This is a genomic window from Bacillus cereus, from assembly GCF_007678085.1.
GTDB lineage: Bacteria > Bacillota > Bacilli > Bacillales > Bacillaceae_G > Bacillus_A > Bacillus_A cereus_BE.
Genome location: NZ_VEDW01000001.1, coordinates 782,074 through 805,804, shown reverse-complemented (window position 1 = coordinate 805,804; position 23,731 = coordinate 782,074). Strand labels below are relative to the sequence as shown.

Genomic DNA, 23,731 nt, shown 5'->3' with positions numbered 1-23,731 from the left:
AAATCGCAAACAATACTTTGAGCATGAATTATAATTGAACTTACTTCACCACAAACCTCGTCTGACTACATCCATCCTTCTGCTTCGTTACTTCTAATACAGCTGGCATTGCGTTTTTCAGCTCTTGTACGTGTGAAATGACACCGATAAATCGGCCTGATTTTTGCAAGTCTATTAAGGCGTCAACTGCTTTTGTTAATGACTCCTCATCTAGTGAACCGAATCCTTCGTCGATAAACATCGTTTCGATGGAAATACCACCTTCATACGCTTGAATGACGTCTGCCATTCCGAGCGCTAAGCAAAGCGATGCATTAAATTTCTCACCGCCAGATAATGTTTTTACATCACGTGTTTGGCCAGTGTATGCGTCGTATACATCTAAGCCTAATCCACTTTGACGATTTCTCTTTTCAACTCGCTCACTTCGTTTTAAATAAAATTGTCCATTTGATAATTTACGTAATCGTTCGTTCGCAATTTGAACAATTTGTTCTAAATACTCAATTAAGATGTAACGTTCAAATGATATACGGCTTTCGTTATCACCTTTCATTACTTCATATAAATCAACAAGTTCTCGGAAAGCTTTTTCTTCCTCATGAATTTGCTCATCGATACGTCTAATATTTTCATGTAAATCATAAATATATGCTACCGCATTTTGCGCACGTTGACGTTTTTCTTTAATGATATCAAGATTAATTTCTAAATCTTTTATATGTTCACCTAACGCTGTAATGTCCATATACTCTTTATCTTTTAATTCAGCATGTAACTCTTCAATTTGTTTTGCAAGTACTTCAAGAGATGAATAATAACTTTGAATTTCTTTTTGTAATGTATCCATCTCGATATCACTTAATTTAGCTTCTTTATACGTAGTTTGATCTGTAAATCCGCTCTGCTCAAGCTCTTTCATAAAGCGCGTAAAAGTCTCTTCTTTCTTCAATTTTGCACTTTCAAATTGATTAGAAGCACCTTTCTGTTCTGCTTGAATACGTATATTTTCATTTTGCCAATGTTGATACGCTTCCTGCACTTTCTTCCATTCGTCCTCCATTAACTTGAGTTCATGCATAGCTTGGTCAAACTGTACTTTCCAAGCTTGGACTGTTTGTAAGCTTTCAGGAATATTTTTCTTATCATGTTCATATGACGTACGAAGCTGCATACACTCTATTTCTGTACGGTGCTGCTCTGCTTCTACCTCACGCTTTTGTTTCTGAAGTACATCTACTTTTTCTTCTACGTTTTTTATATTCACAGCAGTTTGCTTACGCGTTTCTTCGCTTTCTTTTAGTGTATTCACTTCAGTTGCTAATTGTTTTCCCTTTTGAACAAGCGCACTATATGTTTCAGCTAATTCTTCCGAGCGATAGCCTCGCTTCTTAACCTCTTCTATTACCTGTTCATATTGAAGATGATAGAAATTCCATTTCTCCTCTAATTGAACATGTAATTTTTCAGCACTATTCTTCTTGTCTCTTAAATCATTTAACTCTTGTTCATCGATCGCATCACTTTGCTCTGTAGCTTTTTTCGGATGGTTCGTACTACCGCATACTGGACAAGATTCGCCATCATGAAGATGAAGAGCTAATATACCAGCTTGCTCACTTAACCAGCGGCGTTCCATATTTTCATATGCATTTACTGCCAATTGCATCTTATTATATGCCGCTTCTTTTTCTTGCTCGAATTTTTGTTTTTCTTGCCAAACATCATATGCTTGCTTTAAAACTTTTGCATCTTCTCGCATATTCGTTAGTTCTTCTACTTTAGCTACATATTGCTCAAGTGCTCGTTCTAATCGCTGTAATTCACCAGACATTAACTGCTTTTGATTTGTATGCACTTCTAATTGTTGCTCTAAGTTTTGCATACTTTCTTTTAATTTTACTACTTGAACTTCTGCATTTTGCAAATTCAACTGTTTCTCAGCTAATGATGCAATAATTGGTTGTAACTCTTCTAATCTTTGAACGAGTTTTTTTGCATTTTCTCTCTCAGGTTCTTTATTCTTTACTGCTTCATATTTCACCTGAGCGAGTTCAAAGCTACTCGTTATATTTTCTTTTTTGGCGATTATTTGTTTTAACAAACTTTCAATCTTCTGCTCATTTTGCATTGCTTCTTCGTACCATTGTTCAAATGGTAATAAGCGCTTCGCTTGTTCCGCACGTTTAAAAGATGTTTCTTTCATTTCAATTACTGGACGGTTTTCTTGTAAAGTATTATATTTCTCATTCTTTTGTTGTAAATCTATAAATTTCTCATTTACAGATTTCGCTGCATGAAAACGTGTTTCAGCATCCTTTAATTGCTTCGTTTGAACATCTTGTTCTAGTTGTAATTGCTTAACTTCGGCCTTATACGCAGCTGTTTCTTGTTCTAATGCTTCTACTACTTGATGCGTGTTTACATGTTCTTGTTCCACTAATGTCTCTAATAATGATCCATCGCGGATTGGTAATTTAAAAACATTACGGAAGTATAACTCTCGCTCTTTCTGCTTTTCTTGTAAGACGTCTTTCCATTGTTTTCGTTTTTGATCAAGTAACTCACGCATTAACTTATAACGATCTGTTTTGAAAATACGACGTAAAATTTCTTCTTTGTTTTCTGTCTCAGATGTTAATAGTTTACGAAATTCCCCTTGCGGTAACATAACAATTTGACTAAATTGATGTTTACTTAAACCAATTAAATCTTCCACTTTTTTATTTACATCCGTTACATGGAAACGGTCAACAGATGGAACCTTCTCTTCATCAATCACTTCATATAATTCTACTGCATGTCCCGTAATCGTCTTGTTCCCTTGTTTTTTATGTCCAAGTTGGCGTTTTATTTCATAACGCTTCCCTTTTAGTTGAAAGGTTAGTTCTACACTTGTATACATATTGTCATCCGCAAATTGACTGCGAAGCATACTTGTATCACTACGTTCTTCTCCACTTGCCTCACCGTATAACACATAACAAATCGCATCAAAAATCGTTGTCTTTCCAGCACCTGTATTACCAGAAATGGCGAAGATACGATGATCTCCAAGATCGTTAAAATCGATTACTTCTTTCTGTTTATATGGGCCAAATGCTGTCATAATTAGCTGAATCGGTCTCATCCTCGTTCACCTTCCCGTTCTTGCACTGTTTGTAGTACTTCTACAAATAGACGTTCTTTCTCTTCTGATAAATCTAAGCCTTTCATTTCTTTATAAAAAGCCTTTAATAACGATAAATCATCCGTTTTATGTCTTGAAACAGTTACTTCATTTGACTCTGTGAACTCTCGTCTTTGAATCGATCTTTCAACATGCATTGCATTTGGATATACAGAGCGTATTTTTTCCATTGGCTGCAAGACAGGATTTTCATCTAATAATTTTACAAATACGTAATCTTCACTTATTGGATGTTGTAACAAATCATCTATTTTCGCTTCTACTGTTCGCATTTTACGGCGTGGTGTAAGTAACCTTTTTTCAATTGTTACTTCCCCTTGCTCGTCCAACTCCACAATATAATATCCTTTTTTATGTTTTTCTTCAGAAATAGAATATGCAAGTGGAGAACCTGAATATCGAATTGTCTCATTACGTACGAAATGCGCTTGATGTAAATGTCCAAGCGCTGTGTAATGAAACTTATCAAAATAATGACTATTTACGTATTCAGCACCACCAATTGAAAGTGGTCGTTCTGCGTCACTTGTATTCTCCTCTGCTTCACCCGCAGAAGTTACAAATGCATGACCAACAAATACGTGTCTTGCTTCTTTATCCATCGTTTCAGAAAGCTCATTCATAAAAATACGCATTGCATCATCATGAGAACGTACGTCTTCATTTTTCAATATATGTCTCACTATGCTTGGATCCGCATATGGAACAAGATGGAAGTGAACCTCACCATGTTCATCATTTAATATAATTGGTTCATATGGAAATTGAAATTGTCCCACAATATATAATCCTTGTTTCTTCATTAAACTACTGCCAAAATGAATACGATCTGGACTATCATGGTTTCCTGCAACTGCAATAACTGGCGTTTGTAAATCAATCACTATTTTTTGTAAAACATCATTTAATAAGTCTACTGCTTCTGTAGGTGGAATTGCTCGGTCGTATAAATCTCCTGCAATAATTACGGCATCTGGTTTTTCTTCCTCAACAGCTTGCACAAACTGATCTAATACAATCTTTTGATCTTCAGTCATATACACGCCATGAACGAGCTTTCCTAAATGCCAATCCGCTGTATGAAATAACTTCATATTTCCCTGCTCCTTTTAATTTACTGAATTTAGTGAAACGAGTTGATAGTTTAATGTAGTTCTTCCGTTCTCCCACTCTAACTTTTGTATCATTGCACTACCAATTCTTTCTTCATTTGATTTATATAAAGGTAATATTTCTTGAACTGTAAATAAGTGATAACCATCTAATTTTAATTGAAATATGTTTTCTTCTATATGTAACCTTACTTCTTTTTCATTTGAAATAATTTTTGTGTGCATCTCAAATTTCATGATAGATACAACCCCTTTTTCTAATCTCTACATTATTAATAGTATATTGGCTATGCAAGATTGACAAGTAAATACACGGTGAAGTGCTTACTTTTCTATCGCTATATGTTTTTTATTTTTTTTATATAATACGGTATGTGAAATTTTAATCGTTTCAAAAATAAAAATGTCTCATGTGACATCCTTATTTTTGTATAAAGTCTTTCATTACATAATATAAAACTGTAATTAAAACAATCGCTACAAAAAATGAAAATACTGCGACAATGTACCCATCTTTATTTAATAGAATGCAAAAAGAAATAGATATGATAAAAATCGGAAATACAAGTCGTACTTTATCCTTCACTTCCTCTGTCGTATCTGTATGATGAAAATACTGCGTTATCCCTATCATTAAAGAAGACAAAATAATCACCGACAATAGTAAAGGTCCTGGCATTCCGATTTCTCCTTTCTCTATTTCTAATAAAAAGCAATTTTTCTTTCATCATAATACTCTTTTTGAAGTGATTATGCACAGTTTACACATATATAATAGCGTGTTTATCATGATAACTTCAAATAATTACAATTACAGTAATGTTGTAATATTCATTTTCAACCTCCAAAATCCTGCAAATATAACTCGTCAAAATATGCAGTGACCAAATTAACATGTACCGCCAACTTTAGACAAAATTTATAAAGGACATTTCAATACGTATCAAGAATTAAGAATAAGAAGATATGTAAGGGAGGATGAATTATGACTGAACACGTTTTATTTTCTGTTAGTGAAAACGGCGTTGCATCAATTACTTTAAACCGCCCAAAAGCACTTAATTCTTTATCTTATGACATGCTACAACCAATTGGGCAAAAACTGAAAGAGTGGGAACAAGATGAGCGAATTGCGCTTATCATATTAAAAGGAGCTGGCACAAAAGGTTTTTGTGCAGGCGGCGACATTAAAACTCTTTATGAAGCGCGTTCGAATGAAGCTGCATTGCAGCATGCGGAACGTTTTTTTGAAGAAGAGTATAAAATTGATACATATATTTATCAATATAAAAAACCGATCATCGCTTGTTTAGATGGAATTGTAATGGGTGGTGGTGTCGGTCTTACAAATGGCGCGAAATATCGAATTGTAACTGAGCGTACGAAATGGGCAATGCCAGAGATGAATATCGGCTTCTTCCCAGACGTCGGTGCTGCTTATTTCTTAAATAAAGCTCCAGGATTCGCTGGCCGATATGTTGCTTTAACAGCATCTATTTTAAAAGCTTCTGACGTATTATTTATAAACGCTGCTGATTACTTTATGACATCTGATTCATTACCAAATTTCATTACTGAACTTGAAAGTGTAAATTGGCATAAAGAAGATGATGTACATACTAATATAAAAGAAGTTATTCGTACATTTGCAACTGCTCCAAACTTAGAAAGCGAGCTTGCTCCTTCATTAGAAGAAATTAATTCATATTTTGCATTTGATACAATTGAAGAAATCATCCATTCATTAGAAAAAGATCAAAGTTCCTTTGCTTTAAAAACGAAAGAAACGTTATTATCAAAATCGCCTGTTTCATTAAAAGTAACATTAAAACAGTTTATTGATGGACAAGATAAGTCCGTTGAAGAATGTTTCGCTACCGACCTTGTACTTGCTAAAAATTTCATGAGACATGCAGATTTCTTCGAAGGAGTACGCTCTGTTGTCGTTGATAAAGATCAAAATCCGAATTATAAATATAAGCTGTTAAGTGATGTTTCAGAAGAAGATGTAAATCGATTCTTTAACTTACTTAACGCATAAAGTGAAAATTTAATAAGTGGGAAACATCCCCATTCATACGGGATAAACTTGAGGCTAAATATTCGTGTAATGACACGGCTATTTAGCCTCTTTACCATTTAATAATTTTTAATAAAATTTAATTTTATTAAATCAAAATATGTGCTACACTATTTTTAATCAAATATTCTAAAAATAAAAAGGAGGAGCGACTATGATTGAAAATTTTTTCCTTTTCATCATTATGTCTATTTGTCTTATTATTTTACCCGGTCCAGATACAGCAATGGCCACGAAAAACACATTAGTTGCCGGTAAGATGGGTGGAGTAAAAACAGTGTTCGGCACATGTATTGCACTTTTGATTCATACGTTAGCAGCAGTTATCGGACTTTCCGCACTTATTGTAAAGTCAGCTCTTTTATTTTCTATTTTCAAGTACGTTGGAGCTCTATATTTAATTTATATTGGTATTAAAGCCCTTTTAGCAGTAAGAAATAAAGAAGGCGTTGATACAACCGATATATCTCTAAATAGTGAAGACGAACACACTTCTTGTTTTCGTCAAGGGTTTCTTACGAATTTATTAAACCCTAAAGTCGCAGTCTTCTTTTTAACTTTTTTACCGCAATTTTTGGATCCAAATCATAATACGTTTATCCAACTACTCGTAATGGGCCTTACTTATCTCGTTTTAACAGTTATTTGGTTCGCTTTTTATATATTTTTAATTGATAAAATTAGCGCTTTTATGAAAAAACCGAAGACGCAACGTTATATTCAAGGGTTAACGGGAATCGTCTTAATTGGTTTTGGTATTAAACTAGCTTTTGAAAAAAGTAATTAACAAGATGAAAACCACCACTAGGAATAGTGGTGGTTTTCATTTAATAAATGATTTGGCTGCTTACTTTATATTAAAACCAGCGCTCAGTTACAACTTTTTTACGTGTATAGAATTGAACGCCATCTGTACCATTTGTACCTAAATCACCAAAGAATGAAGCTTTATTTCCTGCAAATGCGAAGAATGCCATTGGTGCTGGAACGTTTACGTTTACACCGATCATACCAGCATCGATGTTATCACGGAACGTTTGTGCATGCTTACCATTTGACGTATAAATAACCGCGCCATTTGCAAATTTAGATTGATTTGTTATTTTAATACCTTCTTCTAAATCTTTAACACGTACAATACTTAATACTGGAGCAAAAATCTCATCTTGCCAAATTTTCATTTCTTGATTTACACCATCAAAGATTGTCGCACCTACAAAGTAACCTTCTCCAACTTCTTCCTTAATTTTGCGACCATCTACTAATAAAGTAGCTCCATCTGCTACACCGCTATTAATATAGCCTAATACACGCTCTTTATGAGATTCACGAATTAATGGTCCAACATAATTATCTTCGTGGAAACCGTCACCTACTTTTAACTTCTTCGTCTCAGCTACTAGTACGTCGATGAATTCATCAGCAATTTCATCTACTACCGCTACTACTGAACATGCCATGCAGCGCTCTCCACTACTTGCAAATGCAGACCCAATTACACCTTGCACTGTTTTCTCAAGATTGCAATCTGGCATTACAATCGCATGGTTTTTCGCACCAGCTAACGCTTGTACACGTTTTCCATGTTTCGTACCTGTTTCATATACGTAACGAGCTACCGGCTCAGAGCCAACGAACGAAACAGCTTGAATATCTTTATTTTCTAAAATACTATTTACAACATCTTTTCCGCCTTGTACTAAATTTAATACTCCTTTTGGAAAACCAGCTTCATAGAATAACTCTACAAGTCGCTCTGCTAAAAGTGGCGTTCTTTCAGATGTTTTTAATACGAATGTATTACCGCAAGCAATTGCAAGTGGGAACATCCATAATGGAATCATCATTGGGAAGTTAAATGGCGTAATACCAGCAACAACTCCAATTGGATAGCGCCAAATCGATCCGTCAATGCCGCTAGCGATATTCGGTAGAGCTTGTCCCATCATTAAATTTGGTGCTGATGTTGCAAGTTCTACTGCTTCAATACCACGCTGTACCTCACCAGTTGCATCCGTTAATGTTTTACCATTTTCAAGCGTAATGATTTTAGCAAGCTCTTCTTTGTTTTCTTGTAAAAGCTGTAAATATTTATACAATTGTCTTGAACGATTTGGAACTGGTACTTTAGACCATGTTTCGTATGCTGCTTTTGCCGCTTCAACAGCTTTTTCAACATCTTCTTTCGGAGATAGCGGAACGTAAGCGATAATTTTTCCAGTCGCCGGATTTGGAACTGCTTCTACTTCTGTACCAGTAGATTCTACCCACTCACCATTAATATGATTTTTTACTCGTTTAATTTCAGTTGTAATCATTATATTCTCTCCTTTTTTATGATGTTTATAAGTCTATTATTTTTGATTAGAAATTAATTGTTCACTAACTTTCTTATATAAAGCAGCCATATCGTTTTCACCATACCCAGCTTCACTTGCTTCTTCATATACATTCAATAGCATTTCGCTTACCGGTAAGTGAATTTCGCTTTCTTTCGCTAAATCTACTGCAAATCCTAAATCTTTCTTTAATAAATTCACAGTAAATCCTGGCTCGTAGTTTTCTGATGCAATGAAACTTTTATAATTGCGCTCATAAATTCTACTTTGACCGTAACTTACATTTAAAATATCAAACATTTTATCTAAATCCATATTATTCTTTTTCGCCAATGTTAAAGCTTCACTCACACCAGCTGTATAAAAACCAATTAACAGGTTATTAATTAATTTAACAGTTGTACCACTATCAATTTGCTCACTAACATGGAAAATGTTCGCGCCTAGTACGCCCATGATAGATTCCGTTTTCTCATATACCCCTTTTGATCCACCAACCATAAACGTTAATGTACGGTTTTCGGCTCCAATTACACCACCACTAACAGGTGCTGCTAAAAAGTCTACTTTCTTTTCCTTTGCAGCTTCCTCTAACTGTTTGTTTAATTGTGGAGATACAGTACTTGTATCAATTAAAACTACATTCGAGTGACTATTTTCAAATAATCCTTCTTCTCCAAAATATACCGCTTCAACAGCTCGAGGTGAAGGTAAACTTGTAAAAATCACATCACATGTTTCTGCTAGCTTTGAGATTGATAAACCTATAATTCCTCCTTCACTTTCAAAGGAAGCTTCAGCCTCTTTATTTAAATCCACACCATATACTGTGTAACTTGATTTAACTAAATTTTTAGACATCGGAAGACCCATGTTACCTAAACCGATAAAACCAATCTTTTTCATATCGCTTTCCTCCTATTTACACAATATACTTTCCACGATTTATTATAGCTTTCGCAATTTCTCTCTTTTTTGTAAATACGTTCGTGTATAAAGGCACTAATAATTGACGAATTTCAGTTAAAATCACATGTCTATCTTGTTCTTCTGTGACAGCCGCTGAAAGTATAGAAACCGCTGCTTCTTCTACTTTGCGATAGCCTTCTTCACAAATAACGTCAGTTATCATTTGTTTCGTGCGCTCTTTCTCTTCACCATTTTTACTAATTGCTTTACTTGTACGTAAAAATGCTGATTCCATGACGTAGACGTCCGTTAACATATTTGATAATACACGTGAATATTCTTGTTCTTGATCAATTTTTAAATCCGGAGTTTTAGAGAGCGTTTTCAAAGATTGTTTCAACAATTTTTTCGCTAATAAAATGTAACGATGGTTTCTTTCAACATTTGCTACATCCACTTCTACTTCAGTATCTTCAATTTGTTCCATTTGCTTCATTAACATTTTAGCAACTGTTAATCTATTAATTTCGTTCGTTCCTTCAAAAATACGACTAATTCTAGCATCACGATATAATCGTTCTACTTCGTACTCTTGCATATAACCGTAACCACCATGAATTTGTACAGCTTCATCTACGATATGCCCAAGTGTTTCAGAAGCATTTACTTTATTAAGTGCACATTCAATTGCAAATTGAGACATCTTCTTCATAAGATCCTCATCACTCTCATGAATTGCTTCATCAATTACACCTGCTGTACGGTAGGCTGCACTTTCTGCTCCATATGTAGCAATGATCATATTTGCAATTTTCTCTTGAATCATCGTAAAGTCTACTAATTCCGTTTGGAACTGTTTTCTCTCTTTTCCATATTGAACCGACAAACCAATTGCTTGTTTTGCTGTTCCAATATTTCCAAAAGCAAGCTTTAATCTAGCGAAGTTTAAAATATTTAGAGCAACATGATGCCCTTTCCCAACTTCCCCTAAAACATTTTCAGCAGGTATGACAACATCTTCTAAAATAAGGGTAGCCGTTGAAGAACCTTTAATCCCCATTTTCTTTTCTTCTAGTCCAATAGATACACCTTCACATGTTCTTTCGACAATAAACGCTGTCATTCCTTTATTTGTCTTCGCAAAAACAACGTATACATCTGCCATATGAGCATTTGTAATCCACTGCTTTTCACCATTTAACTTCCAAGCAGTACCATCTTCATTTAATACTGCGCTCGTTTTTGCACTTAAAGCATCAGAACCAGCATTTGGTTCAGTTAAAGCATAAGCCCCAATCCATTCTCCAGACGCAATTTTTGGCAAATATTTTTCTTTTTGTTCTTTCGTTCCGTAATATATGTAAGGCAATGTACCTACACCTGCGTGTATATTAAATGAAACGCTAAATGCACCAGCGTATCCCATTTTTTCTGCTACAAGCCCTGAAACTGCCTTCCCTAACTCAAATCCGCCATACTCTTCTGGGACCTCGATACTTAATAATCCAAGTTCTCCAGCTTTCTCAAATAGTTGACGAGATACTTTATAGTTATGTTGTTCAATATTCTCCATTTGTGGAACAATTTCTTGTTTAACGAATTGTTCTGTCGTTTTTGCGATTAAATCTTCATCTCCTGAAAAATCTTCTGGCGTAAAGAAACTATGATTCACATCTTTATTAAGTGAAAAAAATTCATCCCACGGTAACTTCGTTTTCTCCATCTGAATCCCCCTATCATTTCGGCCTTACTTGCTACTACTTATGCACGTCTACGATGAGTGGAATATCTTATTTTTGAAAACAGAAGGCGATGAATTTTCACATCAAGCAGTTCGTTTTGCCAAAGATGTATTCTCATCGCCTTAGTTGTTTTATCTATTGATCCTCTGATAATACTGTTTTTGCAATTCCAGTATCTAGTTCTTCAAAGTCATGATATGAAATTGTTTCATATAACTCACTTCTCGTTTGCATATCTGAAAGTGCATCTTTTTGAGAACCTGTTTCTTTAATTAAAGTAAACACATTTTCATACGCTTTCGCTGCAACACGAAGTGAAGTTACAGGATAAATAACCATTTGGAAGCCCATATTCGCAAATTCCTCTGCACTATAATACGGCGTTTTCCCAAATTCAGTCATATTCGCAAGTAAAGGCGCATTTACTTTACTATTAAATAGACGGAACTCTTCTTCTGATTGAAGTGCTTCAGGGAATATCGCATCTGCACCTGCTTTTACATAAGCGTTCGCTCTATCGATTGCTTCATCTAAGCCTTCTACACCGCGAGCATCTGTGCGCGCTACAATATATAAGCTTGGTGCAACTTCTTTAATCGCTTTAATCTTTTGAACTAACTCTTCTGTCGTAACGAGTTTCTTACCATTTAAATGACCACATTTCTTTGGTAATTGTTGATCTTCAATTTGAACAGCTGCAACTTTCGCTTCTACCATTTCTACCGCTGTTCTCGCTACGTTCAATACACCGCCAAATCCTGTATCAATATCAACAAGTACTGGTAAGTCTGTAGCTCTTACTAGATCCCTTGCTCTCTCTGCTACTTCAGTAGACGTCACGATTCCTAAATCAGGTAGTCCTTTACTTGCAGTATAAGCAGCTCCTGATAAATAAAGAGCTGAGAATCCTGTATTTCTTGCAACTAAAGCTGCCATTGCGTCATGAGCACCTGGAATTTGCAAAATTTCATTTGCTTCTACTAAAGCTCGGAAGCGATTCGCAAGCTCCTCTTGTGTTGACTGTTTATTCACAACCCAAGCCATTCTAAATTCCCCCTATCATTAAATTAAGAATAGATCTACAAATTCGTTTACATTCATACTTTCTAGCTTCTCTTCATTTAAACAAGCTTCATGAATTTGTTCTTGTTGCTTATTAGAATAATGCCCTGCCATATTTGCAGTGAATTTTTGAACAACTTTTGGAATTGCTTCGTCTCTACGGAAACGGTGACCAAGTGGATATTCACATTCCACGTTTTCTGTTACAGTGCCATCTTTGAAATGAACTTGAACAGCGTTGGCGATTGAGCGCTTGTTCGGGTCAAGATAGTCTAAACTGTACTGTTTGTTTTCAACAACAACCATCTTATTACGTAATTCATCTACACGTGGATCATTTGCTACTACATCCTCGTAATCGTCCGCAACGATATCTCCTTTTAATAAACCAATTGCCGTAATGTACTGTAAACAATGATCACGATCAGCTGGGTTATTTAATGGACCTTCTTTATCAATAATACGAATTGCTGATTCATGCGTTGTAATTGTAATACGGTCAATTTCATCTAATCTTTCTTTAATTTCCGGATGCAATTTTACAGCACATTCTGCAGCTGTTTGTGCATGGAATTCTGCTGGATATGAAACTTTAAATAATACATTTTCCATTACATAAGACTCTAGTGGTCTAGCTAATTTTAATTCTTGTTTATTGAATAATACATCTTGGAATCCCCAACCTGGTGCAGATAAAGCTGTTGGATAACCCATTTCACCTTTTAGAGCAGTCATCGCAAGATGAACACCGCGGCTTGTTGCATCACCAGCTGCCCATGATTTACGTGATCCCGTATTTGGAGCATGACGATATGTACGAAGACTAGAATTATCAATCCACGCATGTGATAACGCATTAAAGATTTCTTCACGTGTTCCGCCAAGCATTTTTGCAACTACAGCAGTTGTTGCTACTTTTACGTATAATACGTGGTCAAGACCAACACGGTTTAAGCTGTTTTCTAAAGCAAGTACACCTTGAATTTCATGTGCTTTAATCATCATTTCTAATACTTCACGTACTTTTAACGGCTCTTTTCCTTCTGAAATACGAACACGGCTAATATAATCTGCCACAGCTAAAATTCCGCCTAAGTTATCAGATGGATGTCCCCACTCTGCTGCAAGCCAAGTATCGTTATAGTCTAACCAACGGATCATACATCCGATATTAAATGCACCTTTCACTGGATCAAGTACATATGACGTACCTGGTACACGTGTACCATTTGGCACGATTGTTCCTGGTACAACTGGTCCTAATAATTTCGTACACTCTGGATATTGTAGTGCTAAAATTCCGCATCCAAGCGTATCAAGTAATACGTAACGAGCAGTACTGAATGCTTCTGCGCTAGTTACCTCTTTATTTAATACATAATCCGCAATTTCTTCTAATAATGCATCTTTTTGTTTAATTTCATTTGTTTTAATCATGCTATTCTTCCCTTTCTGTCGAAAATTCGTTATTATTAATGATGGGTGTCGGTCAAACACCCATCCGGCGGGCGGCGCTAACAACTCCCCAGTTGTTCTTATTTACTAAGTACATGTCGCTCGCCAATGTAATTTACACGTGGACGGAACAATCGATTGTTCGTATGTTGTTCAATTACGTGAGCACATAGTCCTACTGTTCTAGAGCTAAAGAAGATTGGTGTATACAGTTGAATTGGAATACCAAGCATCCAATATACTGGAGCAGCGTAATAATCAAGATTCGGATAAATTCCTTTTTCCTTCTCCATAATTTTTTCTCCAGCTTCACACATTTCATATAGTGTATAATCACCTTTTACATCACATAACTGCTTTAAAGCTTCCTTCATCATAAGTGCTCTTGGATCCATCTTCTTCATATACACTCGATGTCCAAAGCCCATAATTTTTTCTTTGTTATATAGTTTCTTCTGTAACAACTCCTCAAACTTCTCAACATTACCAGCTTCTAAAAGCATGTACATAACTGCTTCGTTCGCACCGCCGTGTAAGCTGCCTTTTAAAGATGCAACCGCACCTGTTAAAGCACCATATAAGTCGGATTGCGTTGATGCGATTACTCGCGCTGTAAATGTAGAGTTTGGCATTTCATGTTCACTATATAAAACAAGGGAACGATCAAAGATCTTTTCCTCAAGTTCAGTTGGTTTTTTACCTGTTAACATATAGAAGAAATTCGCACTATATGTTAATTCTTTAAGTGGTTCGATTGGCTCTTCATTATTTAAAATATGATAGCTATTTGCTACAATGTTTGGTACTTTACTCAATAATTTGTACCCGCGGCTTTTATTTACTTCTAATGAACGGTTTTCAATATCATTATCGTAACCAGCTAATGCGGACACACCTGTACGCAATCCATCCATAGGATGTGTTTCTTTCGGCAATGCTTTTAATACGTTAAATACACCTTCTGGTACTGCGTATTCTTCTTTTAATTTCTTTTCAAGTGTTACTTTTTCATCCTCATTTGGTAGATGTTCTTCCAATAAAAGGTGCACAATGTCTAAATACTCTTTTGTTTTTGAGAGTTCGATTAAATCATACCCTTGAATTACAATTTCACCTTTCACTGTGTCAAGAAACGATATCTTAGTCTCCGCTGCCACTATACCATCTAATCCCGGGGAAAATTTTTCTTCAGCTTTCATCATTATTTCCTCCAATCCTAATAGATCTTCGTGCACATAACTGTAAGCCTTTACAATACTATGAAACTACATTTCTATTTCAATGTATCAGAGTTTTTAGAAGATTTCAATTTATTTTATAATGATAAGTTTCCTATACTTTTACCGATGTAACAATACAATTTTTCAAAAATAATTTTCATATTTTATAAAGAAAGGACAGACTTCTTTTCGATTTTTATTAAAACAAAATATAAGGATGGTTCAAAAAACCCACTAAATATATCATTCTCTCAATTTTCTTAAGAAAATAAAAAAAACGAGTTGTACACATATACAACTCGTTTCTACATGATATTTATTTCACTATCTCTTCAATATAATTTTCATATAAAACTTATTTATTTTTAAAAAAGTTATTATTTTACATAATTAAATTAAATTTCTTTCATTTTCTCGAAGTAACCTTCAACTAAATGATAGTTTTGAAAGTACCAAAGTTCATCAACATCCACAAAAAATAGACTGATTTCTTACTCAACTGACACAATTTCCCCATCTGGTTTCTTAGAAATTATCCCTAAAGAATATCCATGCTGCATTGAATTACAATCATGTTATATTCGTAATTCTTCCTTAAACCATTGTAGATCGTCATGTTCAATTTGAATTTCCATATTGTTACTCCCGTTTACGCAAATTCTTTTTTATCTAATCGCTGTTTTACAAAAAAGACAAAAATAATTAAAGCAAGTAATCCTGAACTTGCACTACCTGCAAATAAAATACGGTAACCAAACATTTGCGAAACAACTCCAAGTAAAATCGCACCAAGTCCAATCCCTAAATCAAATGCGGTAAAGAATGAAGCGTTAGCAACTCCTCTTTTACTCGGATCAACAATTGTAAGCATCGCTGCTTGCAATGCGGGCTGTGCTGAACCGAATCCAACACCGTATAATGCAGCTGCGATAACCACACCCATTAAACTATTTGAACTCGTTAATACAACTATCGCTATAATAGTAATACATAGTGCCGGGAGTATAATAAATACTTCTCCATACTTATCTAATAGTTTTCCTGAAATTGGCCTTACAATTGTTAAAGCAATTGCATATACAAGAAAGAATGTCCCAGGATTCACATCAATTGAAGATGCAAATAGCGGTAAAAACGTCGTAATCCCTCCATATGCAAATGATAAAAAGAAAACAACAATCGTAATGGATAGAACGGACTTTTCAAACAGTTGTATTTTTCCTTTTTCTTTTTGTGGTGTGAATGGCATTTTCGTCATGAACGATAATAAGACTGCCATAAAGGATAAAAGGGTTGCTAACAAGAATAAGCCGTGAAATGAATAATGTTGTACAACCGATAATCCAATCATCGGGCCGATCGCCATTGCAATTGTCATAGCCATCCCGTACCATCCCATACCTTCACCACGGCGTGAATCTGGAATAATATCAGTTATCGCTGTTCCAACGGCTGTTGTAGAAACAGCCCATGTTACCCCGTGAATAACACGTAAAACGACTAAAAGGGTAATAGTTGACGCTAAATTGTAGGAATACATCGTTAATCCAAAAAAGATAAGTCCGAAAATAATAAAAGATCTTCTACCGTATTGATCTAACATTCCTCCGATAATCGGTCGTATTACAACTGCTGCTATTGTAAACATCCCCATCATAAGTCCAACTTGCGATTCATTACCACCTATCTCTTTAATAAAAAGAGGGAGCGTTGGTACAAGTAAATAAAATCCTGTAAATAAAAATAACATTGCGAAAGTCATTTGAATAAATGATTTCGTCCATAATCGTTCCATTAAAATTCCTCCATAAACACGTAAGTTATTGCAATTAACACCTCCATTTTACATTTTCTCAGTCCTTTTTCCCTCCGTAAATAGACGTATCTTTTTATAATAAATGGTCCACCATCAATCTAAATTGGTCTTACGACTTTATATGTGTGTTTTAGCCTAAAGTCCTATCTATATGTACCTTTATATGTGTGAATAGAATATACTATTTGATTATTGAAACTTAGAAATGATTGTTACTATGTGGGTATTACCAAGAATAACTGCAGCGATTCCATCCGTTCCCTCCATACACGTTCCAGCGGTCCATACGGCAAGTTCGGATGTTGGCATTGAACCTCCCAGCAACTTGGCAACAATATCAAATTCCCAGTCAAGTTACTCTCTCATTTTGGCATCGTGGCGCACATCCAAGTAGTACTACCTTTTACACCCCAGTTATACTCCATTGCCTCAGGCTCAAGTCTTTTATCATTTTCCATCAATTTATTTTCAAAAATTCTACGGTACCTTTAACATTTAAATTCATCATTGCATAGCTGCTGCATTATAACGAAAATAATACTTCAAATAAAAAATATTTAGTAATTTCACATTACAACTATTTAATCCTAATCCCCTATAAACTGCTTACAATAAAATTTTCTGTAGGAAATCAATAATTAACATGTTAATTTTCTAATTTAAACGAATAAAAAAGCACTTAAGATTGTAATTTTTTACAAATCTTAAGTGCTTTTTAATATTTTTATAAAATCTTCTTATTGCCCATTATTAGCAGGAGCTTCTCCTACATTCCCGCCAGTATCTGGTTGTGTGGTCGCTGGTGGAGTTGTATTCCCTTGACCTCCTCCGTTATTTGCTGGAGGCGTTGTATTTCCTTGACCTCCTCCGTTATTTGCTGGAGGTGTCGTATTTCCTTGACCTCCTCCGTTATTTGCTGGAGGTGTCGTATTTCCTTGACCCTCTCCGTTATTTGCTGGAGGCGTTGTATTTCCTTGACCTCCTCCGTTATTTGCTGGAGGTGTCGTTCCTTGGCCATTTCCGTTATTTTGTTTCTTTTCTTCTTCTTGTTTCTTTTGCTCTTCTAGTTTCTTTTGTTCTTCTTGCTTCTTAAGTTCCTCTTGTTGCTTTTGTTCTTCTTGTTTTTTAAGCTCTTCTTGTTTCTTTAATTCTTCTTGCTTTTTCTCTTCTTCAGTCTTTTGCTGTTGATCTTGTTTAGGTTGTTCTGTTGTATCCTGTACGCTCGTATTTGGAGAAGAATCACGTTTTTCCCCTTTTATACGTAGCTCACTACCTTCTTGAATAACACTACTTGGCATTTTAAAGCGTGATTTGTCAGTAGCCATCTCGCTCATCATTTCTTTAAAGATTAATTGTGCAATTTTCGTATTTTTACTACTAATATACTCGTCTTTACCATCTTTCATATATCCAGTCCATACTGCCATCGTATATTGCGGCGTATAACCTGCAAACCAACTATCACGAGTTGCACTTTCTGGAATTTTATATTGAGCTAATTGTTTTGAAGCATAGTTTGTTGTACCTGTTTTACCAGCTACATCTAAAGAACCTATATTTGCTGCTGTACCAGTACCTGACTGCACTACTGAACGAAGCATATCAGTAATCATATATGCTGTAGAGTCAGCTATAACTTGTTTTGGTTTTTGCTCAAAACTTTGTGACTTACCATCTGGATAAACTACTTTCTTAACAAAATGCGGTTTTGCATACTTTCCACCATTACCAAATGTCGCATAAGCACCCGCCATTTCAGTTGGTGATACTTCGTTTGTACCTATAGCTGTTGATTCTGCCGGCGGTTTATTAAATGTAATACCTAATTTCTCAGAGAACTCCTTTGATTTACTAAGTCCTACTTCTTTTGCAGTTTTAACTGCTGGAACGTTACGTGACATTTTTAACGCTTCACGCATCGTAATTGGGCCTAAATGAGTTCTGTCCGCATTTCGAAGTTCTTGTCCAGTTGAATATTTAAATGGAGAATCATCAATTTGATGATACGTAGCCCATTTTAAGTATTCGATTGCAGGACCGTAATCAAAGATTGGCTTCATAGTTGAACCAGCTGCACGATCTAATTCAATTGCCATATTATGCCCTTTAAATACTGCTTTATTTTCACCGCGACCACTACCTATAGCACGAACCTCACCTGTTTTCGTATCCATAAATGTGAAAGCACCTTGGAATTTATCATTTGGATAATTAATAATATTTGTATTCAAAATATTATCAGCTAATTTCTGTGCTTTTGGATCCAAAGTTGTATGAATTTCTAAACCATCAGATCCAATATTAGCATCGGGCAATTCTTTTTCTACTTCTTTTACAACTGCATCCATAAATGCAGGGTATGGCATTGCTTGAAGTTCAGTTGCAGGTTTAAGACCATCTGTTACTGAAACTTTCGATGCTTCTTCCATTTCTGCTTTTGTTATATAACCATGTCGATTCATTAATCCTAGTACAACATTTCTTCTTTCTGTTGCCCTTTGAACATTTTCCTTTTTTGTTGGATCATAGTTATTCGGCGCTTTCGGTAAACCTGCAAGCATCGCAACTTCTGGTAATGTTAATTCTTTCAATTCTTTATCATAGTAGTTTTGTGCTGCTGTTGCGATACCATATGAACGGTTTCCTAAGTTAATTTTATTTAAATACATTTCTAAAATTTCATGTTTAGAATATTGTTGTTCTAGCTTATACGCTAAATATATTTCCTGAACTTTACGTTTTGATGTTTTTTCCATCGATAAGAAGTAGTTTTTAATAACCTGTTGCGTTATTGTACTTCCACCTTGAGAACCGTAATCTCCTTTAAGACTCACCAAAACTGCACGGGCAGTACCTTTAAAGTCTACTCCGCTATGCTCATAAAAACGTGCATCTTCTGTTGCTAAAAATGCATTTTCTACTAATTTAGGAATTTGATCATACGTAACATTCGTCCGTTTCTCTTTCCCGTATTCATATACCAAATCGCCATTTTTATCATAAATTTTTGAGGATAACGGATTAACAAGTTTTGCTTTCTCAAGTTTAGGCGCGTCCTTAATCATTACAAAGAAGGTAGCAACCCCCGCCACTAAACCAACAATACCAAGTAATAAACAAGTAATTAAAAACTTACGAAAGAATGAAGTTTTACCTTTTGGTTTTTGTGTTTTAGATGCTGGCTGTTTTTTCTTTTTAACTTGTCGTCGCTCCTCTCGAGAACGATAATTTTCTGACATGTTACTTTCTCCTGCCTTTCAATTCTCCCGTTGATTTACTTAAAAATATTGAGGTCACTTTCTAAAATGAATTTAATTAAGAAAGTATATTGACCTGGAGCATTCAATATTTTCCTAATTCACAGATTATAAATTTTAGAATACTTCTTATACAAACTATTTTCACTTCTAATTTTCCTAATAATGCTGCCCCTTTAAGCATAGGATGTAAAAAGTGAATTTTTCATACCTCGTATAAATAATATACCTTTTTTTCAAATGGTCAATATTTTCTTATTTATAAATCAAAGGTGAAATAAAAATAGCACAACGATATGTACTTCGTGTGAACTTCCTTATAATTACGTATAACTAACATTTAATATATTGCATATAAGTATAATACCTCTTTAATTATAAGGATTTCAACACTACAACCTCAACATCTACAAGAAATAATAAAAAATGAAAAGTGAGGAGTTGCGTAATAATGGAGCTATCTCCCTTGATTTCAAAAAATATAGTTGCTGTTGGTTATAATCCTTTTTCTATGATTTTACGCATTCAATTAAAGAATGGAATGTATGATTTCTTCAACGTGCCTGAAAATATTTACACCGGTTTATTAAGCGCACAATCTAAAACTAATTATCACAATACTTATATTAAAAATTCTTACCGCTATACTAAAATTTAAACTTAAACATTATGAAAAAAAGAAAGGAGGTAACCCCCCTTTCTTTTTAAAATCATTTCACGACTTAGCTATCTTCTATCCCTCTTATTCATTTGATCATACGCTTGAATTTGTTTTTTTAATCTCCGGTCTGCTTTTTTATCATGTACAACTAATATCGCATGTATAACTCCTGGAACCCAAAATATTAATGTTAATATGAAGTTAATGATTGCTTGAAATGGTTTTCCGCAAAATAATACGGCTACAGGTGGTAGTAGAATTGCCAATAAATACATCATCTCTGGAAAACTCCTTGTTTTGTATTTTTTATCTCTCTTCTTTTCATACGCTCACAAAACCAATTATTTTTATATTTCATACATTCTAATTAAGCATGAAAAACTTTTCTACTCTTATATATTCTATTCAAATGCCTAAAAACCTACTACTTCAATCTTACCACGTATGTAAAATTGAAATTCCCCTTCCTTTATCAAATGTGTATTTTCATATTTTTATTTTTTCTAACCTTTCTTCTTTCTCTATTATAGTTAATCCAATCGCAGAAATAGCAGTTCCTATCGCTTGTATCCAAACACCAATGAGTGCTATTATTCTCTCATTTTTCTTATCAACCGTACTGTCTGCCTTTTCTATTTCATTATTTGATATATTAATAATACCTTGATATGCTTGAAGTCCAGCACCTAAACTTTGCAGAGAATTACCTAATATTATAATTCTCTGTATTGCTTTCATCTGAAGCAAAGCTGCTTCTACTCCTAAAAAAGCTCCAATCGATTGTAAACTGTTCCCGACAATTATGAGATAATCATTCTCTTTCAATTGTTCATTTATATTAAAATATGTTCCTATTACATTTGATATATTCCCTAATGCTAATAACTCAATGCCCATTTTATCGAGCATTTCACTTTTATTCTCCAAACACATATTTTGGTTTTCTCTTTCATCTTCATCTCCGATATCATTACTCGCTATAATTTGCAATATATACCCGAGGGCTTGTAATGAGCTTCCTACAATTACAAGATCCGATTCAACTTTCTCTTCTCCAATAAATCCTCTTGTCGTCCCAATAGCCGCTGTAAGATTTCCTCCTACTTGAAACCATGCTCCTGTCACTTTTAAACCACTTGGATTCATTCTTATCACCTATTTAGAAATTTTCTAGTGCTTTCGACATATACAAATAGCATCCTTAATCTCATATTTATTTTCTATGTGTAATTTTGTGCATTCTAAAATGTGTTAATCATACAAAAAAGCACCTTTAAGGTACCTTTTTAGACAAAGCGTGTAACACTTAAAATATGCCAATTCAATAAATATTTACATACATTCTAGGCATGTCAATGAAGCTCCATTTTTATCTATTGTTATATTTAATATATATTTAATTGCATTACGTGACCACATTTCAGGTGTGGGTGATTCATTTACATACTGTGGTGCACATGAATACAGCATTGGGGTACTAATACTTCCGCCGGGATCTAAAGCAACAACAGCCATACCGTAGGGCAATTCAAGTGCCATAGATTTCGTGATACCTTCAATTGCAAACTTTGAGGCACAATATGGCGCCAGCTCAGCTTCTCCCTCCCGGCCCCAACTAGAACTCATATTAATAATCATACCTTCTTTCCTAGCTACCATCGCTGGGACAAATGCCCTAATTACATTTACTACACCATTTACGTTTACATTCATTACATTTTCGAATTCTTGAGCTGTTACTTTCCACAGTGGCGCATTTTTATTAACAATTGATGCATTATTTATTAACAAATCAGGTGCTCTATGTCTATGCAGTACATGATTTGCCCAACTACTTACTTGCTGGGAGTCTGAAACATCAATTATTTGAAAATCATGTATATTACCGTAATATTTTTTCAATTCTTCAATTTTATCTTTTGAACGCCCACAGCCATATATAGTCCATCCCAATTCATGAAATCGATCAACCATTGCACGACCTAACCCTTGCGTCACTCCTGTAATCATTACAATTTTTCCAATTTCGTTTCGCTTCAAATATCTCTCCTCCTTTACAACATTTTACACTCTTCCTTTTCATTCAGCCATTTACTAAAGTATCAACTCATTTCATACTTTAGAAGGAATTTTTATGTAAATAAAAAGAGTAACCGTAACAGTTACTCTTTTTTATATATCAAAAAAATCATTATTTATTTCGTTATTACTTTTAAATTTCAGCTTCTCTTTTCCGCATTTCCCACACCGATACACATAAGCTACACCTAGCTTACCCCTTTTAAAATCTTCATTATCCTGCATCTTAATTAAACTATACTTATGTTTACAGTGAGATTCATCTAAAAAACTTTCAACCCATTTTTTCAACATAGAACTGTTCACCTCTATGAAAGAATTTTCATTTATTCTTATTACATACTTTTATATAAATTCTCAATCTCATGTTGCAACTTTTTAAATTGCTCAAAATGCATAGTGATAGATTGACTGTTACCATAATCAACACTATGCTTCACAAATAAAACACCAGTGTCATGAAAAATTGCTTCCAGTTCTTTTCTGATGGATACTTTCATTATATGTGCTGTTTTAATGGCAGATAAAATTGCAATCTCATTAAACTTTAATTTTATTTCATTTGGACAAAATGCTTCTTCAACCAAAATAACTTCATTGCTATAAATAAGCGCAACAAGATTACTTGATTTTGCATCTGTTAAATCTACTTTTTTTATAACATTATTCATTACATTTTACCTCCCTTTATTTCACATATATCAATTATACAATTTTTTCAAAAAATTAATCGACCTTACATTAATTTTAACATACTTTTAATGCAGGATTAAGCTACACTTCAAACGTTTTACTATCCCACAATTTTT

The 23,731-nt window shown here is 34.5% G+C and carries 20 protein-coding genes and 2 pseudogenes; 4 read left to right on the top strand and 18 right to left on the bottom strand.

Annotation, left to right across the window (positions count from 1 at the left end; translation table 11 throughout):
* Positions 1 to 40: 40 nt before the first annotated feature.
* From FS742_RS04050 to FS742_RS04035, 4 genes are all read right to left on the bottom strand, one after another.
* Positions 41 to 3,130, bottom strand: coding sequence for an AAA family ATPase (locus FS742_RS04050; protein WP_144611301.1), 3,090 nt, complete (start codon positions 3,128 to 3,130; stop codon positions 41 to 43).
* A complete protein-coding gene (locus tag FS742_RS04045) occupies positions 3,127 to 4,284 on the bottom strand; it encodes an exonuclease SbcCD subunit D (protein ID WP_144611300.1) in 1,158 nt (385 codons plus the stop codon). The genes FS742_RS04050 and FS742_RS04045 overlap by 4 nt, the downstream gene beginning before the upstream one ends.
* A 15-nt stretch (positions 4,285 to 4,299) precedes the next feature.
* The gene (locus FS742_RS04040; RefSeq protein WP_087956399.1) at positions 4,300 to 4,539 is read right to left on the bottom strand and encodes a DUF2584 domain-containing protein; all 240 of its coding nucleotides are present in this window, start codon (positions 4,537 to 4,539) and stop codon (positions 4,300 to 4,302) included.
* Between the two features lie 184 nt (positions 4,540 to 4,723).
* Positions 4,724 to 4,981 (bottom strand): hypothetical protein, encoded by a 258-nt coding sequence (locus FS742_RS04035; protein WP_001119409.1) that lies wholly within the window; start codon positions 4,979 to 4,981, stop codon positions 4,724 to 4,726.
* A gap of 306 nt (positions 4,982 to 5,287) precedes the next feature.
* Here FS742_RS04035 and FS742_RS04030 point away from each other — a divergent pair, with 306 nt between their 5' ends.
* Together FS742_RS04030 and FS742_RS04025 are read left to right on the top strand one after the other, a co-directional pair.
* Entirely contained in the window at positions 5,288 to 6,343 is a 1,056-nt protein-coding gene (locus FS742_RS04030; RefSeq protein ID WP_144611299.1) for an enoyl-CoA hydratase/isomerase family protein, read from the top strand.
* Positions 6,344 to 6,536: 193 nt separating this feature from the next.
* The gene (locus FS742_RS04025) at positions 6,537 to 7,169 is read left to right on the top strand and encodes a LysE family translocator (RefSeq protein WP_144611298.1); all 633 of its coding nucleotides are present in this window, start codon (positions 6,537 to 6,539) and stop codon (positions 7,167 to 7,169) included.
* Positions 7,170 to 7,239: 70 nt separating this feature from the next.
* Here the strand turns inward: FS742_RS04025 and FS742_RS04020 are convergent, their stop codons facing one another.
* The 8 genes and pseudogenes from FS742_RS04020 to FS742_RS03985 form a co-directional block, all read right to left on the bottom strand.
* Positions 7,240 to 8,700 (bottom strand): CoA-acylating methylmalonate-semialdehyde dehydrogenase, encoded by a 1,461-nt coding sequence (locus FS742_RS04020; RefSeq protein WP_144611297.1) that lies wholly within the window; start codon positions 8,698 to 8,700, stop codon positions 7,240 to 7,242.
* Between the two features lie 36 nt (positions 8,701 to 8,736).
* Entirely contained in the window at positions 8,737 to 9,627 is an 891-nt protein-coding gene (locus tag FS742_RS04015) for an NAD(P)-dependent oxidoreductase (protein WP_144611296.1), read from the bottom strand.
* A 16-nt stretch (positions 9,628 to 9,643) separates the two neighbouring features.
* Positions 9,644 to 11,353 (bottom strand): acyl-CoA dehydrogenase family protein, encoded by a 1,710-nt coding sequence (locus FS742_RS04010; protein ID WP_144611295.1) that lies wholly within the window; start codon positions 11,351 to 11,353, stop codon positions 9,644 to 9,646.
* A gap of 154 nt (positions 11,354 to 11,507) precedes the next feature.
* Positions 11,508 to 12,416, bottom strand: coding sequence for a methylisocitrate lyase (gene prpB / locus FS742_RS04005; protein ID WP_144611294.1), 909 nt, complete (start codon positions 12,414 to 12,416; stop codon positions 11,508 to 11,510).
* Between the two features lie 18 nt (positions 12,417 to 12,434).
* Positions 12,435 to 13,871: a 2-methylcitrate dehydratase gene (gene prpD, locus FS742_RS04000; RefSeq protein WP_144611293.1), complete on the bottom strand. Its 1,437-nt coding sequence runs from the start codon at positions 13,869 to 13,871 to the stop codon at positions 12,435 to 12,437.
* A 98-nt stretch (positions 13,872 to 13,969) separates the two neighbouring features.
* Complete coding sequence (gene mmgD, locus FS742_RS03995) at positions 13,970 to 15,091, bottom strand: citrate synthase (protein ID WP_144611292.1); 1,122 nt, start codon at positions 15,089 to 15,091, stop codon at positions 13,970 to 13,972.
* Positions 15,092 to 15,504: 413 nt separating this feature from the next.
* A pseudogene (locus FS742_RS27875) lies at positions 15,505 to 15,744 on the bottom strand (HesB/YadR/YfhF family protein).
* 14 nt (positions 15,745 to 15,758) lie between these two features.
* Positions 15,759 to 16,904, bottom strand: a complete 1,146-nt coding sequence (locus FS742_RS03985; protein WP_144611291.1) for an MFS transporter — start codon at positions 16,902 to 16,904, stop codon at positions 15,759 to 15,761.
* A gap of 286 nt (positions 16,905 to 17,190) precedes the next feature.
* On the opposite strand from FS742_RS03985, the pseudogene FS742_RS03980 reads away from it, so the two are divergent.
* Positions 17,191 to 17,424 (top strand): annotated as a pseudogene (locus FS742_RS03980) (hypothetical protein).
* A gap of 238 nt (positions 17,425 to 17,662) precedes the next feature.
* Here FS742_RS03980 and FS742_RS03975 read toward each other — a convergent pair.
* Complete coding sequence (locus FS742_RS03975; protein ID WP_144611290.1) at positions 17,663 to 20,164, bottom strand: transglycosylase domain-containing protein; 2,502 nt, start codon at positions 20,162 to 20,164, stop codon at positions 17,663 to 17,665.
* A gap of 469 nt (positions 20,165 to 20,633) precedes the next feature.
* Here FS742_RS03975 and FS742_RS03970 point away from each other — a divergent pair, with 469 nt between their 5' ends.
* The gene (locus FS742_RS03970) at positions 20,634 to 20,840 is read left to right on the top strand and encodes a KTSC domain-containing protein (protein WP_186327140.1); all 207 of its coding nucleotides are present in this window, start codon (positions 20,634 to 20,636) and stop codon (positions 20,838 to 20,840) included.
* A 68-nt stretch (positions 20,841 to 20,908) separates the two neighbouring features.
* On the opposite strand, the gene FS742_RS03965 is transcribed toward FS742_RS03970, so the two are convergent.
* The 5 genes from FS742_RS03965 to FS742_RS03945 form a co-directional block, all read right to left on the bottom strand.
* Entirely contained in the window at positions 20,909 to 21,121 is a 213-nt protein-coding gene (locus tag FS742_RS03965; RefSeq protein WP_144611289.1) for a YqaE/Pmp3 family membrane protein, read from the bottom strand.
* A gap of 208 nt (positions 21,122 to 21,329) precedes the next feature.
* Positions 21,330 to 21,989, bottom strand: coding sequence for a DUF6944 family repetitive protein (locus FS742_RS03960; protein WP_144611288.1), 660 nt, complete (start codon positions 21,987 to 21,989; stop codon positions 21,330 to 21,332).
* 186 nt (positions 21,990 to 22,175) lie between these two features.
* Complete coding sequence (locus FS742_RS03955) at positions 22,176 to 22,883, bottom strand: SDR family oxidoreductase (RefSeq protein WP_144611287.1); 708 nt, start codon at positions 22,881 to 22,883, stop codon at positions 22,176 to 22,178.
* Between the two features lie 132 nt (positions 22,884 to 23,015).
* Positions 23,016 to 23,216 carry a hypothetical protein gene (locus FS742_RS03950; RefSeq protein WP_144611286.1) on the bottom strand — a complete coding sequence of 67 codons (201 nt, stop codon included), beginning with the start codon at positions 23,214 to 23,216 and terminating at the stop codon, positions 23,016 to 23,018.
* A gap of 41 nt (positions 23,217 to 23,257) precedes the next feature.
* The gene (locus tag FS742_RS03945) at positions 23,258 to 23,593 is read right to left on the bottom strand and encodes a hypothetical protein (protein WP_144611285.1); all 336 of its coding nucleotides are present in this window, start codon (positions 23,591 to 23,593) and stop codon (positions 23,258 to 23,260) included.
* Positions 23,594 to 23,731 lie beyond the last annotated feature (138 nt).

What these genes read in the sequence shown, in the direction of transcription:
- prpB (WP_144611294.1), bottom strand. Translation starts at nt 12,416, where the DNA reads ATGGCTTGGGTTGTGAATAAACAGTCAACACAAGAGGAGCTTGCGAAT.
- FS742_RS04045 (WP_144611300.1), bottom strand. Translation starts at nt 4,284, where the DNA reads ATGAAGTTATTTCATACAGCGGATTGGCATTTAGGAAAGCTCGTTCAT.
- FS742_RS04020 (WP_144611297.1), bottom strand. Translation starts at nt 8,700, where the DNA reads ATGATTACAACTGAAATTAAACGAGTAAAAAATCATATTAATGGTGAG.
- FS742_RS04035 (WP_001119409.1), bottom strand. Translation starts at nt 4,981, where the DNA reads ATGCCAGGACCTTTACTATTGTCGGTGATTATTTTGTCTTCTTTAATG.
- FS742_RS03975 (WP_144611290.1), bottom strand. Translation starts at nt 20,164, where the DNA reads ATGTCAGAAAATTATCGTTCTCGAGAGGAGCGACGACAAGTTAAAAAG.
- FS742_RS03965 (WP_144611289.1), bottom strand. Translation starts at nt 21,121, where the DNA reads ATGATGTATTTATTGGCAATTCTACTACCACCTGTAGCCGTATTATTT.
- FS742_RS03985 (WP_144611291.1), bottom strand. Translation starts at nt 16,904, where the DNA reads ATGGAACGATTATGGACGAAATCATTTATTCAAATGACTTTCGCAATG.
- FS742_RS03950 (WP_144611286.1), bottom strand. Translation starts at nt 23,216, where the DNA reads ATGTTGAAAAAATGGGTTGAAAGTTTTTTAGATGAATCTCACTGTAAA.
- FS742_RS03970 (WP_186327140.1), top strand. Translation starts at nt 20,634, where the DNA reads ATGGAGCTATCTCCCTTGATTTCAAAAAATATAGTTGCTGTTGGTTAT.
- FS742_RS04025 (WP_144611298.1), top strand. Translation starts at nt 6,537, where the DNA reads ATGATTGAAAATTTTTTCCTTTTCATCATTATGTCTATTTGTCTTATT.
- mmgD (WP_144611292.1), bottom strand. Translation starts at nt 15,091, where the DNA reads ATGATGAAAGCTGAAGAAAAATTTTCCCCGGGATTAGATGGTATAGTG.
- FS742_RS04010 (WP_144611295.1), bottom strand. Translation starts at nt 11,353, where the DNA reads ATGGAGAAAACGAAGTTACCGTGGGATGAATTTTTTTCACTTAATAAA.
- FS742_RS04030 (WP_144611299.1), top strand. Translation starts at nt 5,288, where the DNA reads ATGACTGAACACGTTTTATTTTCTGTTAGTGAAAACGGCGTTGCATCA.
- FS742_RS04015 (WP_144611296.1), bottom strand. Translation starts at nt 9,627, where the DNA reads ATGAAAAAGATTGGTTTTATCGGTTTAGGTAACATGGGTCTTCCGATG.
- FS742_RS03945 (WP_144611285.1), bottom strand. Translation starts at nt 23,593, where the DNA reads ATGAATAATGTTATAAAAAAAGTAGATTTAACAGATGCAAAATCAAGT.
- FS742_RS04050 (WP_144611301.1), bottom strand. Translation starts at nt 3,130, where the DNA reads ATGAGACCGATTCAGCTAATTATGACAGCATTTGGCCCATATAAACAG.
- prpD (WP_144611293.1), bottom strand. Translation starts at nt 13,871, where the DNA reads ATGATTAAAACAAATGAAATTAAACAAAAAGATGCATTATTAGAAGAA.
- FS742_RS03960 (WP_144611288.1), bottom strand. Translation starts at nt 21,989, where the DNA reads ATGAATCCAAGTGGTTTAAAAGTGACAGGAGCATGGTTTCAAGTAGGA.
- FS742_RS04040 (WP_087956399.1), bottom strand. Translation starts at nt 4,539, where the DNA reads ATGAAATTTGAGATGCACACAAAAATTATTTCAAATGAAAAAGAAGTA.